The sequence below is a fragment of the Paracoccus sp. SY genome (assembly GCF_002901215.1).
Classification (GTDB): Bacteria; Pseudomonadota; Alphaproteobacteria; order Rhodobacterales; family Rhodobacteraceae; genus Paracoccus; species Paracoccus acridae.
The window spans coordinates 1-15,333 of sequence record NZ_NWMQ01000057.1 but is presented as its reverse complement, the minus strand read 5'-3'; the positions used below and the strand labels follow the sequence as shown (position 1 = coordinate 15,333).

Annotated in this window: 15 protein-coding genes; 6 read left to right on the top strand and 9 right to left on the bottom strand. The window is 63.4% G+C overall.

Features of this window, described 5'->3' with window-relative positions:
• On the top strand, positions 1 to 891 hold an 891-nt coding region (locus tag CK944_RS23405; protein ID WP_158248086.1), incomplete at its 5' end, for a hypothetical protein.
• Positions 892 to 1,049: 158 nt separating this feature from the next.
• On the opposite strand, the gene CK944_RS19975 is transcribed toward CK944_RS23405, so the two are convergent.
• From CK944_RS19975 to CK944_RS19960, 4 genes are all read right to left on the bottom strand, one after another.
• The gene (locus CK944_RS19975; protein ID WP_103174821.1) at positions 1,050 to 1,826 is read right to left on the bottom strand and encodes a MetQ/NlpA family ABC transporter substrate-binding protein; all 777 of its coding nucleotides are present in this window, start codon (positions 1,824 to 1,826) and stop codon (positions 1,050 to 1,052) included.
• Positions 1,827 to 1,860: 34 nt separating this feature from the next.
• Complete coding sequence (locus tag CK944_RS19970) at positions 1,861 to 2,535, bottom strand: methionine ABC transporter permease (RefSeq protein WP_103174820.1); 675 nt, start codon at positions 2,533 to 2,535, stop codon at positions 1,861 to 1,863.
• Entirely contained in the window at positions 2,525 to 3,595 is a 1,071-nt protein-coding gene (locus CK944_RS19965; protein WP_103174819.1) for a methionine ABC transporter ATP-binding protein, read from the bottom strand. The genes CK944_RS19970 and CK944_RS19965 overlap by 11 nt, the downstream gene beginning before the upstream one ends.
• A 105-nt stretch (positions 3,596 to 3,700) precedes the next feature.
• Positions 3,701 to 3,943, bottom strand: a complete 243-nt coding sequence (locus tag CK944_RS19960) for a hypothetical protein (RefSeq protein ID WP_103174818.1) — start codon at positions 3,941 to 3,943, stop codon at positions 3,701 to 3,703.
• 362 nt (positions 3,944 to 4,305) lie between these two features.
• On the opposite strand from CK944_RS19960, the gene CK944_RS19955 reads away from it, so the two are divergent.
• Together CK944_RS19955 and CK944_RS19950 are read left to right on the top strand one after the other, a co-directional pair.
• Entirely contained in the window at positions 4,306 to 4,551 is a 246-nt protein-coding gene (locus tag CK944_RS19955) for a type II toxin-antitoxin system Phd/YefM family antitoxin (protein WP_103174817.1), read from the top strand.
• The gene (locus CK944_RS19950; RefSeq protein WP_103174816.1) at positions 4,552 to 4,956 is read left to right on the top strand and encodes a type II toxin-antitoxin system VapC family toxin; all 405 of its coding nucleotides are present in this window, start codon (positions 4,552 to 4,554) and stop codon (positions 4,954 to 4,956) included.
• Positions 4,957 to 4,959: 3 nt separating this feature from the next.
• Here the strand turns inward: CK944_RS19950 and CK944_RS19945 are convergent, their stop codons facing one another.
• The 4 genes from CK944_RS19945 to CK944_RS19930 all read right to left on the bottom strand — a co-directional run bounded on the left by CK944_RS19945 (position 4,960) and on the right by CK944_RS19930 (position 10,421).
• Complete coding sequence (locus CK944_RS19945) at positions 4,960 to 6,279, bottom strand: hypothetical protein (protein ID WP_146038723.1); 1,320 nt, start codon at positions 6,277 to 6,279, stop codon at positions 4,960 to 4,962.
• A 5-nt stretch (positions 6,280 to 6,284) separates the two neighbouring features.
• A complete protein-coding gene (locus CK944_RS19940) occupies positions 6,285 to 6,899 on the bottom strand; it encodes a polysaccharide biosynthesis/export family protein (RefSeq protein ID WP_103174814.1) in 615 nt (204 codons plus the stop codon).
• A 199-nt stretch (positions 6,900 to 7,098) separates the two neighbouring features.
• Positions 7,099 to 9,681, bottom strand: coding sequence for a tetratricopeptide repeat protein (locus tag CK944_RS19935; RefSeq protein WP_239986179.1), 2,583 nt, complete (start codon positions 9,679 to 9,681; stop codon positions 7,099 to 7,101).
• A gap of 68 nt (positions 9,682 to 9,749) precedes the next feature.
• Positions 9,750 to 10,421, bottom strand: coding sequence for a sugar transferase (locus tag CK944_RS19930; RefSeq protein WP_103174823.1), 672 nt, complete (start codon positions 10,419 to 10,421; stop codon positions 9,750 to 9,752).
• A gap of 430 nt (positions 10,422 to 10,851) precedes the next feature.
• On the opposite strand from CK944_RS19930, the gene CK944_RS19925 reads away from it, so the two are divergent.
• From CK944_RS19925 to CK944_RS19915, 3 genes are read left to right on the top strand one after another with little or no spacing between them, the layout of a single operon-like run.
• Entirely contained in the window at positions 10,852 to 11,763 is a 912-nt protein-coding gene (locus CK944_RS19925; protein ID WP_239986178.1) for an ExeA family protein, read from the top strand.
• Positions 11,760 to 13,277: a lipopolysaccharide biosynthesis gene (locus CK944_RS19920; RefSeq protein WP_103174811.1), complete on the top strand. Its 1,518-nt coding sequence runs from the start codon at positions 11,760 to 11,762 to the stop codon at positions 13,275 to 13,277. Before CK944_RS19925 ends, CK944_RS19920 begins: the two co-directional genes overlap by 4 nt.
• A 19-nt stretch (positions 13,278 to 13,296) precedes the next feature.
• Positions 13,297 to 14,160: a CpsD/CapB family tyrosine-protein kinase gene (locus tag CK944_RS19915; RefSeq protein ID WP_103174810.1), complete on the top strand. Its 864-nt coding sequence runs from the start codon at positions 13,297 to 13,299 to the stop codon at positions 14,158 to 14,160.
• 920 nt (positions 14,161 to 15,080) lie between these two features.
• Here the strand turns inward: CK944_RS19915 and CK944_RS19905 are convergent.
• On the bottom strand, positions 15,081 to 15,333 hold a 253-nt coding region (locus tag CK944_RS19905; protein WP_192877790.1), incomplete at its 5' end, for a transposase.

Sequence of the window (15,333 nt, the reverse complement as noted above, 5' to 3'; positions counted from 1 at the left end):
CGGGTGTTTGCCACCTGGCTTGACCGGGTCGAAGGGGAAATCGCCACCCTTGGTCCCGAGGACCGGCGCAAGATGCGCACCGAACTGGCCCAGGTCACCACGGCGATCCTGCGCGGCCTGGGCAATGCGCGCGGGGCCGAGCTGGTGATGAAGCCACCCCGATCCGAGCTTTACCAGACCCTCATGGGAGAGGACTTCATCGCCCGCGGGACGGTCACGAAGACCCTGTCGCGGAGCACAGCTTACGAGGTGCGAAGCGCGGTCCTGGAGGCGGCCAAAGCCATCGGCATCGAGCGCGGCGCAATGGAGCGGCGGCTCGAGCATCCGGCGGCGAATGCCTGGCAGGAGCGCGAGTGGGTCAAGGCGGATCTGAAGGCAGTCTCGGCCGCCCGTGGGCTCGGTCTCAACGTAAAGGCCGAGCGCGACCAGGTGGTCGACATTGTGGACCGCTTCTATGCCACAGCCGCCACGGTGCTGAACCGAGCCCTGGAAATGGAGCATGCCCGCGAGGCCGTCCACAGTCGCGACAGCGATCGCCTGGTCCGCACTCTGGAGACGCTGGCCACCGTGCATCGCCGGCACGGCCGGGTGGAGTTCGAGCGGGAGGACCATGCCGAGCGCTTTGCCGCCGACCTGAAGGAGCGCTACGGCGAGACGGTCATGGCGCAGATCGCCAGGGGTGACGATCGGGCGCTGGCTGCCGACTTTCCCGAGGCAGGGCAGCGGCGCGAGATCGCCTGGGCTTTGGTGGCGGCGGCCGAGAGCCACGAGAGCTTCGGTCTGCCCCGGCGACAGGCGGAACTGGCCAAGGAATGGCTCCTGGCGCGCGAGCACCAGCACGAGCGGGCGCAACATGAGCTGCGCCGCAAGGATCACGATCTGGATCTCTAGACAGAGGGCCAGGGGATCATGAACCGCCTTGAGCGTTGCCATACCGGCAGGGCTGCTTGCAGGCGCTGTCATGAGCCTGATTGTTGTTCCCCTACCCCTATAGAAGTCTTCCTCTTTTAAGTAAAAAGTAAGGGCCGCTTGCGCGGCCCTTTAGGACCTTACCAGCTGGTCAGTACCGAGCCTTCATATTTCTCGTCGATGAAGGCCTTCACCTCGGCGCTGTGATAGGCCTCGACCAGCTTTTTCGCCCAATCCTGGTCCTTGTCGCCCTGACGCACCACGATGATGTTCACATAGGGGCTGTCGGCCTTTTCCATGGCGATGGTGTCTTCGTTCGGGTTCAGGCCCGCTGCCAAAGCATAGTTGGTGTTGATGATCGATGCGTCCGTGTCGGCCAGCGACCGGGGCAGTTGCGCCGCGTCCAGTTCCAGGAATTCCAGATCCTTGAGGTTTTCGGTGATGTCCAGCGGCGTCGGCACCAGGCCGGTGCCCTCGGCCAGGGTCAGCAGGCCCAGGTCCTGCAGCAACAGCAGCGCGCGGCCGCCATTGGTCGGATCGTTGGGGATGCCGATCTTGGCGCCGTCCGGCAGAGCGTCCAAGCTTTCCAGCTTGTCGGAATAGATACCCATGGGCGTGGTGATGGTGGTGCCGATTTCCACCAGGTCGAAGCCGCGGTCCTTGATCTGGTTTTCCAGATAGGGGCGGTGCTGGAAGCTGTTGGCCTGGATGTCGCCATCGGCAAGCGCCGTGTTCGGGATTACATAGTCCGAGAACTCGACCACCTCGATGTTGAGGCCCATGGGCTCAGCGACCTTGGCCACTTCTTCCATGATCTCGGCATGTTCGCCGGGCGAGACGCCGACCTTGATGTCTTCGGCCATGGCAGCGGCGGCCGACAGCGCCAAGGCGGAGGTCAGGGTAACAAGACGCAGCATCGGATGGGTTCCTTTCTTGTCTGCGAAGAAAACCTTAGCGGCCCCGGTTGCGGGGCGCGCGCTTGTCGAAGCGGGCGGCGATCCATTCGCCGATGCTTTGCACCAGTTGCACCAGCACGATCAGGATCACCACCACGGCCAGCATCACATCGGGCATGAAGCGCTGATAGCCGTAGCGGATCCCTAAGTCGCCCAGGCCCTCGCCGCCGACAGCCCCGACCATGGCGGAATAGCCGATCAGGCTGACCACGGCCAGCGTCAGGCCCAGGGCGATGCCGGGCCGGGCCTCGCGGACCAGGACCTTGGTGATGATCTGCATGGGTGTCGCGCCCATGGCGCGCGCGGCCTCGATTAGGCCGGCATCGACCTCTCGGATCGCGTTTTCGACAAGGCGGGCGATGAAGGGGATCGCGGCCAGGGTCAGGGGCACGATGGCCGCGTTGGTGCCGATGGATGTGCCAACGATGGCGCGGGTCAGCGGGATGATCGCCACGACCAGGATGATGAAGGGCACCGACCGCGTGGCGTTGACCACCAGCCCCAGCACCTTGTTCAGCCACGGCGCCGACAGCAGTTCGCCCCGCTGGGACGTGGCCAGGAATACCCCCAGCGGTAGGCCGAAGACGGTGCCCAGCACGGTCGAGGCCGCGACCATGTACAAGGTCTGCAGCGTGGCTTCGTATAGCAGCCAGATCAGGTTAGCGGACATGGCCCAGCACCTCGGTCAGAAGCCCGTGTTGTTCCAGATAGGCCCGCGCCTCGGCGCCCCGCGCGGCATCGACGGAAATCAGCAGGTTGCCGAAGGGATGGGGCCCCACCTCCTCGATCGCGCCGGCCAGGATGTTGGAGGCGATGCCCTTCTCGACGGCCAGCTTGGACAGCATCGGGTCAGTGGCGTGGTTTCCGGCGAAGGTGACGCGGATCACTTCTTCCGAAGGGCCGTCGGGGCGATGGTCCAGCAGCCGCCCAGCGATGAAGGCGGGAAGGGTCAGGCCGGTGACGCCGCCTAGGAAGGACCGCGTGGTCGGATGCGTGGGCCGCGTGAAGATGTCATAGGTCGGCCCGGATTCCACGATCCGCCCGCCCTCGATCACCGCCATGTGGCTGGCGATGTCGCGGACCACGGCCATTTCATGCGTGATGAGCAGGATTGTCAGGCCCAGGTCACGGTTGATGTCGGCCAGCAGCCGCAGCACGGTCTGCGTGGTCTCGGGGTCCAGGGCGCTTGTCGCCTCGTCCGACAGCAGCACCTTGGGGCTGGTGGCAAGCGCCCGGGCGATGCCCACCCGCTGCTTCTGCCCGCCCGAGAGTTCCGCCGGATAACGCCCGGCCAACCCGTCCAGGCCCACCCGCGCGATCAGGTCGGCTGTGCGGGCGCGGATCCTGTCGGCCGGCTCCCCCGCGATTTCCAGCGGCAGGGCGATGTTGCCCGCCACGGTGCGGGATGCCAGCAGGTTGAAATGCTGGAATATCATTCCGACCTCGCGCCGAATGGCCCGCAGCGCGGCGCTCTTGGCGCGGCCCACGTCGCGGCCGGCCACCGTGACCGTTCCCGCCGTGGGACGTTCCAGCCCGTTGACCATCCGCAGCAGCGTGGATTTTCCCGCACCCGACCGGCCGATGATGCCGCAGATGGCGCCGGGTTCCACCGTCAGTGTCACATCGGCAAGCGCGCTGATGCGCGTGCCGCCCGGCCCGACGAAAGCCTTGCCAACCCCTTCGAAGCTGATCGCCGCCCCCGTGGCGGTGCTGCCGATTGCCGCAGTCATGGCAGTTGTCCGTTCCATTCCCGCGGTTCTGTCCGCGCCGACCGGGGTTGCCTCAATCAAGGGCGGGACGCAAGGCCGGGGGAATGGATCGGACGGTGCAGGCCGTCACTGTCCCTTGGAATGCTGCGCTTTTGCATCCGCAAGCGCGATCCACCGCCGCCGCGGCATCCTGCGCCTGTTCAAGTACAGCCGGACCAGCAGAATCATCGGCAACCCTGCCAGAAGCCCTGCCCAGCCGCCGCCCACGTAACCCAGTACGATCATCCAGAAGGACGCGTCATGCAGCCACAGAAGGAACGCCCCTGCAAAGGAGCCTGTAAGGATCAAAATCAGCGCAAGGATGATCATGACATAGCCGGAAAGCCGGGATTTGCGCCTTGCGCGGATAAGGCCATCAGCCGGGACGCCCTCTGGTTTCTTGGTTTAATTTGTACGTACTAATAAGCCATAAGATAGATGAACTATATTCACATTCAACCCTAAGATGATGCAAACTTTGGTGGTTTCTGCATTGTGGCAACCAATGGTTAACAGGTTATTAAGATGGATCTTCCGATCTCCACAGCGTTAACCAAGACCCACAAGCTGGCTTGCAAGCGGCCTGTGCCCTGTTCCTATGACTTCTATCCAGCGTGGCGATCATCTAATTGAAATCGCCCGTGTCTGATATTAACTGTCTAGCTGGCTAGCTAGCTAGACAGGTCAGGCTCATGTGGACTCTTCAGGATGCCAAAAACCACTTTTCTGCCGTGGTCGATGCGGCTATGGCAGGCCAGCCGCAGCAGGTGACACGGCGCGGCAAACCGGCGGTGGTCGTGCTGTCGGCCGCGGATTACGACCGGATGCGCCAGGCGGCCCAAGACCGGCACCACAGCTTCCTGCAGCATCTGCTGGACTTTCCGGGGCTGGAGGATGATCCCCGCCCCCAGGTCTGGCCGCGCAATGTCGATTTCTGAATGCTGATCCTGGACACGAACGTGATCTCTGCCCTGCGTCGCCCGGATCGCAGGCCGCGCATCGCGGCCTTCCTGGCTGCCCTGCCCGAGGACAGCCTGTTTCTGTCGGTTATCACCCTGGGGGAAATCGAGCGCGGCATCATCCGCCAGGAAAGCCGAAACCCGGGTTTTGCGGCCGATCTGCGTGACTGGGCCAACCGCACCCAAGCGTTGTTCCAAGACCGCCTGCTGCTCTTTGGCGCGGCCGAAGCGCGGATCTGGGGGGCTCTGTCTGCGCGGATCGGGCATGGTGGGGCGGATCTTCAGATCGCGGCGACCGCCCTAGCCCATGATGGGACGGTCGTCACTGGCAATGTGTCGGATTTCCGCCCTACCGGCTGCCGGATCCTGGACCCCTTCGCCTGAGGATCAGGGCAGGAAGGTGAAACTGCGGTTCACACCAACATAAACCCGTTCCTCGTCGTCACGCGTGCCGTTGCTGTCCTTGCTGCGGATGACGCTGGCGCCTGCGACCAAGGAAAAATCGTTGGGCAGGCTTCGGTTGTAGTCCAGCCCAAAGGACACCGACCGCGCATCCTCGCTGTCGCCCGACTGCACCTCGCTTTCGCGAAAGCGCAGATTGGCGGCGATGCTGGACACTTCCGAGATCTGGCGGCTGTAATTGGCCGTGACCTCAGTATTCAATGCCTCGTCCCCGTCCGTGTCGGTGACGCCGGCGCGGCGCAGCGAGGCTTGGAACTGCGAGAGTCGGCTGAGTTGCTGGTCATAGGCGATCTGAAAAATCGGGTCGTAATTGCCCTGGAACCGCGTCACGCCGATCTGGCCCGACAGGTTGTAATACCGCAGATCCAGCGTTCGGCCGATGTTGAAATTCTCGCGCCGCCCGGATGTGCCGGGATCCGATGAAAAGGCCAGCGACCAGTCCCCCAGGGGCCGCGACCGGGTCAGGTTCAGGCGCACCGACGGACCTTCGGTTTCTTCGGGGATGCCGTTGTCATTGCGGCGGATGCTGGTGCGGGCCAGTTCCACATCCAGGTTGGTCACCTTGTCCACCTGCAGGGATGCCCCTGCGCCATAGCGGTTGGTCCGGCTGTTGTCGGTATCCCCGTCCGTGCGGCTGGCTTCGGCCAGGATCCGGGCGCGGATCGTGGATGTCGGTTCCAGATAGAAGATAATGTTGCCGCGGCGGGTTTCGCTGTCGTCCAGATCGGGATCGGTGGTGTCGCTGTAATCGCGCTTCAGCCAGGACAGGCCAAATTCGCCCCCGAGCTTGGCTTCCCGGCCAAAGACATAGGTCAGCCGGGCATCCGTCTGCGCCACGCGCCCGCCGTTCACGGTGACGAATTCATTGCTGATGTCGTCGAACAGGATTTCCTCGTCCAGATCGTTCTCGCGATAGCCAAGCTCGGCCTCGACGGCGGAATTGCGCACGCCGCGCCTGAACAGGAACCGGGCCTGCGGATCGCCCAGGGCGAAGTTGCCGTCCTCCTCGGGGTCGTTCAGGCGGAAGGGCGCAGACAGGTTGAATTGCAGCGTCTGGACACGGGTGCCGGTGCGCAGGATCACGTCCAGGGGCGTGATGCCGATCAGGTTGCCGTCTTCCAGGGCGATCTGCTGGCCGATGGTCACCTGCCCCAGGGGTGCCGCGGGGTCGGCATCCTGGGCCTGTGCCGCAACTGAGGTCAGGGCCAGAAGCCCTGCGATGCCCGCCGCCATCCCGCGCCGCATCCGCGTCACTCGAACAAGCCGCGTTCGGGAATGATGATTACGTCGCCTTCGACAAGGACGGGATCGAGGTTCATGCCTGCCCCCCGCATGATCGCAGCATAGTTCACGGTGATCACCTGCCCCGGCGTCCCCGCGCGGCGCAATTGGATGCGTTTGGTCGCGGCGAAGGGGGTCAGCCCGCCAGCTTGGGACAGGGCTTGCAGGAAGGTGGTTCCGGGCAGCACGGCCTTGGGACCGGGAGCGCCGGCCTCGCCCATGATATAGATGTTGACCACCACCTCCTCCTCCACCGCTGCGGCTGGGGGTTCGGGCAGGTCCAGCGGCATGGCGGTCACGAAGACCGTCGGCGGGGATGCCAGCACCCCCGAAAGTGCCTGGCTGATGCGGTCCCCCACAGAGGAGGGCGACTGGCCCGCCACCTGGAGGCTGCCCGCATAGGGAAAGTTGATGGTGCCGCCCGGCAAGACAGGCACGGTGCGGTTCAGCGTCGCATCCTCGAGCACCTCGATCATCAGCCGGTCGCCGGCCTGGATTCGGTATTCCTGGGCTTGGGCGCCCTGCCCAAAGGCCAGCGGCACGGCCAGCAGGGCGGCCAGCATCAAACGCAGCAGGATGGTCATGGATCAGTCCCTTCGTCTGTTTCCCGTCCGGCGCGCCTTTCGGCATCTGGCCCGTCAAGGATCACTAGTTATCACAATGCCACGACCCGAAAGGGGCCGAGAACGAAAAATCATTCTCCTGTCACCACAGGATCACAGCCCCGCCTGTGGCTTCAGGACAATCCGAAGGCCAGTCCTGCCAGCCTTCGGTTCACGGCCTTCAGTTTCCGGCCTGCCCCGGTGCCGGCGCTGCTGCCTCGGCGCTGTCCGCAGGGGCGCCTTCTGGGGTAGCCTCGGCTGGCCTATCGGATGGTGCATTGGCAGACGCTGGGTCGTTCAGCCGGGCCAAGGCCTCGCGCGCGGCGGTGATTGTCTGGCCTTCCTGGTCTTCGGGCAGCATCCCTAGGCCCTTTTCCAGTTGGGCCTTCGCGGCCTCGGTCTGACCCAGAGCGGCTTGGACAACACCCAGGTGAAGCTGCACCAGGGGATCGGTGTCCAGGGCGGCCGCAGCCCCTTCCAGATAGGGCAGGGCGGCTTGGCTGTCGCCGTTCAGATGCTGGATCCATCCATAGGTGTCCATAAAGGCGGGCACGGTCGTGTCCTTCAGCCGCCGCGCCACGGCGGATGCGCGGGCCACAGCCGCCGGGTCGTTGGATTTCCAGGTGGACAGCAGACTGGCCAGGTTGTTGGCGACAATCAGGGAGGATGAATCGCGCGCATAAAGCTGGTCATAGATCGCAATGGCGCCGTCGATGTTACCCTGGCGTTCGATCAGGCCGGCCTTGCTCCACAGCAGATCCGGGTCGTCGGGAATGGCGGTCAGGCCCTGTTCGGTCAGAGACAGGGCCTCATCTGTCAGACCCTCGTGCACGGCGAGACGGATCAGCGACAGATAAGGCGGCAGCTCCTGGGGCTGTTCCTGGATCAGTGTCTGGAAGATCTCGCGCGCGGCGGGCAGATCGCCCCCTGCGGCTTGGGCTATGGCTAAGGCCATCCGGGCCGGTCGGCTGGCAGGATCGGCCGCGACCAGATCCTGTGCCATCGTCAGGGCTGCCTCGGTCTGGCCCGAGGCAAGCTGGGCGCGGATCAGGCCCAGCTTTGCGCCAATGCCGGCATCCGCCGCATTGGCTTGTTGTTCCAGATAGGCAAGAGCCGCGGCATCACCTTCCTGGCTGGCCAGTCGGCTCAGATCCAGCCGCTCGGCCGCGGCGATCGCCTGGTCCGTGCCGATCTCACGCAGGCGGGTGATCACCCCTTCAGCGCGCGGCAGGTCGGGCATGGACAGATAGACCCGGCCAAGTGCCACTAGCAGATCCAGATTGTCAGGGGCCCGACGCAGCGCGGGCAGAATCGCATCCTCGGCCGGGCGCCAGCGCTCCTCGGACATCAGCCGGGCTGTCAAACGCAGGGTTTCGACCGGCGCATTGCCCGATGCGACGGCAGCCTGCGACAGGTAGTCGCGCGCCAGATCCGGCTCGCCCGCCCGCTCATAGGCGTCGGCCATCAGGCTCATGGCCCCGGCGTCTTGGGGGACTTGGTCCAGGACTGTGCGCAGCGACAGGATGGCATCGTCCACCCTGTCTTCCTGGATGTCCCAGGCGGCCTTCAGCTTCAGCGCGCCGGGATGGCCGGCGTTCTGGCCCAGGACCGTATCGACCTCCTGGCGCGCGCCGGTTAGGTCGCCGGTTTCCCATAGCATCCGCGCCAGCTGGATGCGCACATCGCGCGACACGTCGGTCGGTTCGGTCTGCCCACCCAGAACCTCGCGGATTTCAGCAATGGCTTCGGCCTGCTTGCCGTCCTGGAAGTCAAAGCCCGCGCGCATCGTGCGGAACAGCAGCGGATCACCCCCTTCGGCGATGATGCGGTCCAGTTCGGCCCGCGCGGCATCGGCACCGCGCTGCCTTTCGATGAACCCGACAAGCGCGGCACGTGGGGCAGGATCACCGGCGGGTGCAGCATCGGCCTGTTCGCGCAAGAAAGCCTCGGCCTTGTCGGGCTGGTTTTCCGACATGTAGAAACGGAGCAGATCAGTTTTGAACTGCCCCTCATCGGGGAACTTGGCAATAGTGGCGCGAAGATGCGCCTCGATGGCAGCGTTGTCGCCGCGTTCGGCCAGAAGCGCCAGCCGCTGCCGGTAGCGCTGCGGATTGTTGGGTTGCAATTCCAGAAGTCGCGCGGTTAGCCGCTCGGCTTCGTCCAGATCACGCTTTGCCGCAGCTAGATCCAGCAACATGCCCAGAAGCAGGACATCGTCGGGGCGTTCGGCGGCCATGCGGGCGGCTTCCTGGCCCAAGGTCTCGCGCGCAGCTTTGTCCTCGGCCAGAGTGGCATCGCGAAACCGGCGGGCCAGATCCAGAACCTGCACGTCCGGGTCCTGGGGCGCGATCTCGACCGCGCGGGTGGTATGGCGGTCGAATTCATCGACCTGCTGCCCGTCGAAGGCCAAGCGCGCTAGGGCAATCCGCGTGGGAAGGTCGTCAGGATACTGTTCGGCCAAACGCAGATACTGACTGTAGGCTTGGGCTGCATTCCCTCGCTGGCGAAAGGTTTCCGCCAAGGTTTTGCGGGCCTCATAATGGGTGCCGTCAATGTCGAAGACGTTACGGAACTGCACGATGGCCCGGTCCGTGTCGCCCTGTTCCAGCAGCTCAAGGCCGGATTGATAATAGTCGTCAGCCCTTTCGGCGGATGTCTTGCAGCCAGCAAGCGACAAACCCAGCCCCACGACCAGGGCAGTAGACAGAAGCAGGCGCGCGCCCCGCCGAGCGGGCAGAAAGGCAGGGGGAAGATAGGAAAGCATGATCGTCACGGTCTCGGCTTGGGCGCGGCGGACGGCATTCTGACGACCGACGCGGAAAACACGCGACCTTAATATCCAGTGCCGCGCAGAACGACCATTACTGTGCGTGCTAGAATGCCTAGGTCAAGCAGGACGGACAGATCGCGGTGATATTCCTCATCATAGCGCACCCGCGCTACGAATTCCGAATCGTTACGTGCGGAGATCTGCCACAAGCCCGTGATCCCCGGACGCAGCCGGTAATAGGCCCGCCCGTAATACAGGTGCCGCTGATTGACCATCATCGGGCGGGGACCGACCAGCGACATGGTGCCGTTCAGCACGTTCAAAAGCTGGGGCAGTTCGTCCATCGAGGTTTTGCGCAAAAGCCGACCGATTCGGGTGACGCGCGGATCCTGCTTCAGCTTCTGGGTGCTGTCCCATTGATGTCGGGCCGCCGGGTCGCGGTCCAGATGAGCCTTCAGGCGGTCTTCGGCATCCACCACCATGGAGCGTAGTTTCCAGATGCGGAACACTCGGCCGTTCCGGCCCAGGCGCTTTTGCACAAAGAAGGGATTGCTTCCGTCGCAGGCTACCAGAAGCGCCATCAGCAGGATCAGTGGCAGAGTGACGGGTAAGGAGAGCAGAACCAGTAAAGTCTCGAACGCTCGCTTGACCCCGCTCCGGTAGAGGCCCCAATCTTCGGTGACGTCGGAAAAATCGACATCTGGCAGGGCAAGGTCGGCTTTGAAGTCGGTCATGCGCGTGTTGATCGTCAAAATTCCCTCCATCGAGGAAAAACCATGAAAAAATGTCCCCGGAAGGATAACCGGCGCGAATTTCCGGAAACTCGGCATGGCCAACAAATCAGACCCCGCCGCGGAAACGCCATTCCCGTGAACAAGGCAAGCCTAGCATGACGTTCCAGGGACCTGAACGATTAGATTAAAAATTCCTTAAATTTTTATCAAAAGCTCACGCTTGCCGACGTCCGTGGCATTTTCGCGCTATCCTGAATGGCAAGCTTGAAATAATCCAGCAACCCTAGGTAGAAATCAGGGGGGTGTGGCGTGTAGACCCTTCCGACTCAGCGGCTTTTGTCCTCACTTTTGGGCAGGTAGCTCGGAACGACGGGGCGGCAGGCTGGCAAATGTCTGCCCGGACAGGTATATCGTCCTTGTCGATTTCGGAGTGCGTGCGCGATTGAGCCAGTTCTATCTAGACCATTACGGCTTTTCGGTTCGCCCGTTCTCGATCCTGCCGGATCCTGACATGCTGTTCTGGTCTGACCGGCATCGGAAGGCCTTTGCTGTGTTGGAATACGGGCTGATGACCCGTGCCCCCCTGACCGTCGTCACCGGAGAGGTCGGGGCCGGCAAGACCACGCTGATCCAAGCGCTGCTGCGCCGCGTTGATCCCGACATGCGGGTTGGGCTGATCTCGAACGCGCGAGGCGACCGGGGGGATTTGTTGCGCTGGATCCTCAATGCCTTCGAAATCGCCGTCCCAGCGGGAACCGATTACGTGGACATGTTTCAGGCTTTCCAGGACTTCGTGCTGTCCGAATATGCGTCAGGCCGTTTGGTCGTCCTGATCTTCGACGAGGCGCAGAACTTGGGCGCCGACACGCTAGAAGAGCTGCGGATGCTGACCAACATCAATTCGGGCACGGACGAATTGCTTCAGCTGATCCTGCTGGGCCAGCCCGAGCTGCGCGAGATCATCACCCGGCCCGAGCTGCGCCAGTTCGCGCAGCGCGTCAGCGCCACCTTCCACCTGGGCAGCTTCGATGCCGACACTTCGGCCGCCTACATCCACCACAGGTTGCAGAAGGCGGGCGGATCGGGGTTGGAAATTGACGCCGCCGCGACAGCCCGCATCCATGCGGAAGCGCGCGGTGTGCCCCGCATGATTAACAAGATCGCCGATCTGGCCTTGGTCTATGGCGCGGCGGCGGACCGCCATGTGATCAGCGCCGACATCATCGACGAACTAATCCGCGACGGGCTGATCCTGACCGCCCCTCCCGAACCCACCCTGCCCGAACGCCCCACCAGGCTGGTTCTGGCCCATGAGCAAGAGGTCAAACGGGACGCGACATGATCGACCTGAGATTTTACTGGTCCCTCTTGATGCGGCGCCTGCCGGTGATGCTGGCGCTGCTGATCATCTGTTCGGCCTTCGGTGCAGCCTGGGCGATCCGGGCGCCGTCGACCTATTCGGCCTCGGCCCGGCTTCTGGTGGAAAACCCGCGCATCCTGGACAGCCGCGATACGGGTGGCGACGAGGCCGAGATGCTGCAGGTGATCGAACAGCAGCTGATGACCCGCGCCAATCTGATTGACGTGGCCAACAAGCTGAATGTCTTTGGCCAGAACAGCACGCTGAGCGTGGACGAGAAGCTGGATCGGATGCGCACCGATACCAACATCCGCCGGTCCGGCGGGCGAGACGCGGCGACGATGATGCTGGTCAGCTTCACCTCGCAGAACCCGCGGACCGCCGCAGCGGTCGTCAACGAATATACCACCTTGATCCTGGGCACCAACACCCGCAACCGCGTCGGCCTGGCCGAGAGCCGCCTAGCCTTCTTCCAGCAGGAGGTCGAGCGACTGAGCCAGGATCTGGACCGGCAGAACGCCCGGATCCTAGAATTTAAGCGCGAGAACGCCGACGCCCTGCCTGAGAACTTACAATATCGCCAAGACCGCCAGTCGCTGCTCCAGGAACGGGTGGCACGGCTGGAAAGCGATTTGGCTGTCCTGCAGGCGCAGCGGGCAGAGATGGTGCGGCTGTTTGAGCAGACCGGCAATATCTCCGCACAGACGGCACCACAGTCCCCCGAACAGCAGCAACTGGCGGCCTTGCGAGCTGAACTGAACAGTGTGCTTGGCATCTATGCGGAAGACAGTCCCCGCGTGCGCGCCTTGCGGAACCGCATTGCCAATGCTGAACGCGCGGTTGAGGCACAGGTCGTTCCTGGCAATACTGGCAATACCGGCAATTCGCTGCTGGATATGAACCTGTCCCAGATCGACAGCCGCGTGACTATGCTGGAAAACGAACGCCTGCAGGCCAATTCCGAACTGGAAAGCTTGGCTGCCTCGACTAGTGCGACGGCCGCCAATGCCATCGCGCTTGGGGCGCTTGAACGCGACCAGCAGAACATTCAAGCCCGCTACAATGCGGCCGTGGTCAGTCTGGACCAGGCCCGGCAGGTCGAGAGGGTGGAAACCTCGGCCCAGGGGCAACGTATTAGCGTGATCGAGGCCGCAAGCGTGCCCAGTCAGCCGTCGGGACCGAACCGCAAGAAGATCGCCTTGGCGGGCATCGGCTTGGGCCTGGGTCTGGCGGGCGGGTTCTTCGTGTTGATGGAGCTTCTGAACAACGCCATCCGCCGCCCGGCCGAATTAAGATCCCGCTTCCAGATCACCCCCCTTGCAGTTATTCCCTATATCGAGGGCCGTGCCGAACGTCGTCGTCGCCAAGCCATCCGGCTGTTGGCCATTCTGGCGGTGGTGATCGTGATCCCTTCGGGTCTATGGGCCATTCATACCCAATACATGCCGCTGGACATCCTGGCGCAGAAGATCCTCACCCAGCTGGGTCTGGGCTGAGACGAAGGAAGGTCCGGTCATGGAAAAGCTGCAAGCCGCCATCGAGATCGCCCGCCGCAAGCGCGAGGCCGAGCGCGGCGACACCCCCCCACCCTCCGCCGCATCGGCGCAGGCCGACCGCGCAGTCCCGCCTGCCCCCGCTGCCGCTGCTGTGGGCGCCGACGGCGGCACGAATGCCCTGTGGCAGGCCCTACCCCAGGTCGGGCTTGACCATGCATCCTTGGTCCACGCGCGCATCCTGTCGCAGAGCGCGTCCCAAGAATCGACGCCCTTCGACGTGCTGCGCACCAAAATTCTGTACCAGATGCGCCAGAACGGCTGGCGGCGGCTGGCCGTCACCTCGCCCCTGCCGAAATGCGGCAAGACCACCACGGCGGTGAACCTGGCCCTTGCGCTTGGCCGCCAGCCGGAACTGCGGTCCATGCTGTTTGACTTCGACCTGCGCGCACCTTCGGTCGCAACCTTGCTGGGGCTGGAAAATCCTCCCTCGATCATGCCCCTGCTGCGCGGGGAACGGGGTTTTGCCGATCATGGGAGGCGGATCGGCGCCAATCTGGCCTTGGCCCTGTCAGGCACTCCCGAAACCGACCCAACCCGGCTGCTGATGGCCGACACCACCCGCGACACCCTGGCGCGGATCCAGGGGGATTATGCGCCCGACATCATGATTTTCGACCTACCTTCGATCCTGATCGGCGATGATGCGCGGGCCTTTCTGCAGCATGTGGACTGCGCCCTGATCCTGGCACGCGCCGACCAGACCCGATACGGCGACTTCGACAGCTGCGAACGCGAGGTGGGAGAGTACACCAATGTCTTGGGCGTGGTTCTGAACGGATACCGTCACGGCGAGGGCAAGGTCGATGCTGAGACGCATGGCTGAGCCAGGCCGACATCCAGATGCCCCTTCGAACACAATTCCACCGCAGCCTGCCTGTCTGAAATGTGGTTCTCAAGCACATCGGGATTGAACAGAGCCTTGAAAGGGCCGCCACCCGGATCGAGGTCCTGCAGTCTGAGGAAACCAAGGAAGTCCCGCCTGCGGTCAGCCTTCCAGGGCAACTGGATCTTGTCAGGGGCGTCACCATCCATGCCGCGGGCGCTATAATGAAATGCGCACCAGGATCTCGGAACGGTTTGGCCCGACAGGCTCTGCGACGGAACGGGTCTGCCTCAGGCGCGGAGGAGAGGGCAAGGCGCGGCTTCTTGCCCGAAAGGATGCGCTTACTGAGACGCTGGCCGCCCGGGGTTTCCGCATCGTGGACATGGACGCCTGGATCTGCAGGCCTTAGCCGACAGCCTGTGGAACGCCCGCGCCGTCATCACGATCAAGGGAAGCCACGTCAAGCATGTCCATTTTCTGGCGCCCCGCGGCTTCGTCCTGTGCGTTTTGATACCCGACGACCGCACGACATTTGTGCACAGGGGACTGGCAAACGCTTTTTGCAGTCACTTCGGATATCTCGTCTGCCCAATGGAGGGGAGGGATATCGGGCAAGCGCCACCAGCATTCTGAAAACCTTGAATTTGATGGAGGACGCACGAAGCATGGTCCGACATTGACCGTAGTCCTGGCCGCTGGGAGGAAACTTTGTTTGCAGTTTCGCGGTCTGTTGCGGCTGCCTGTTGGATATGTGCCATAAGCGTGACGGATACCGTCGTTCCAGTTCCTGCTGATGGACTGGTCTTCAACATGGCATCGACTTTCACTGTGGTCGGACTGGCCCCATCTGGTCTGCAATGACAGCAGCCGGGCCTTGCGGGCCGGCATTGCCTCGTGGCGGTTCTAAAAGCCTGTTGCACTCAATCGGCCTCATACCCTGCAGCTTTGAAGTAGTTGTAGCATTCCTCGTCGGAGAAGAGGTCGCAGACCTGGCCAACCGCAGCCCAAAGCTGATCGTAGGTGCGGGCGGCGGCTTTTCTGATCAGCGCCTTGAGTTTGGAGAAGGCCATTTCGATCGGGTTGAGGTCGGGGCTGTATGGCGGCAGGAACAGGAACCAGGCACCCATGTCGCGCAAGGCTGCCGCTGCGGCCGAGCTCTTGTGGCTGGAAAGG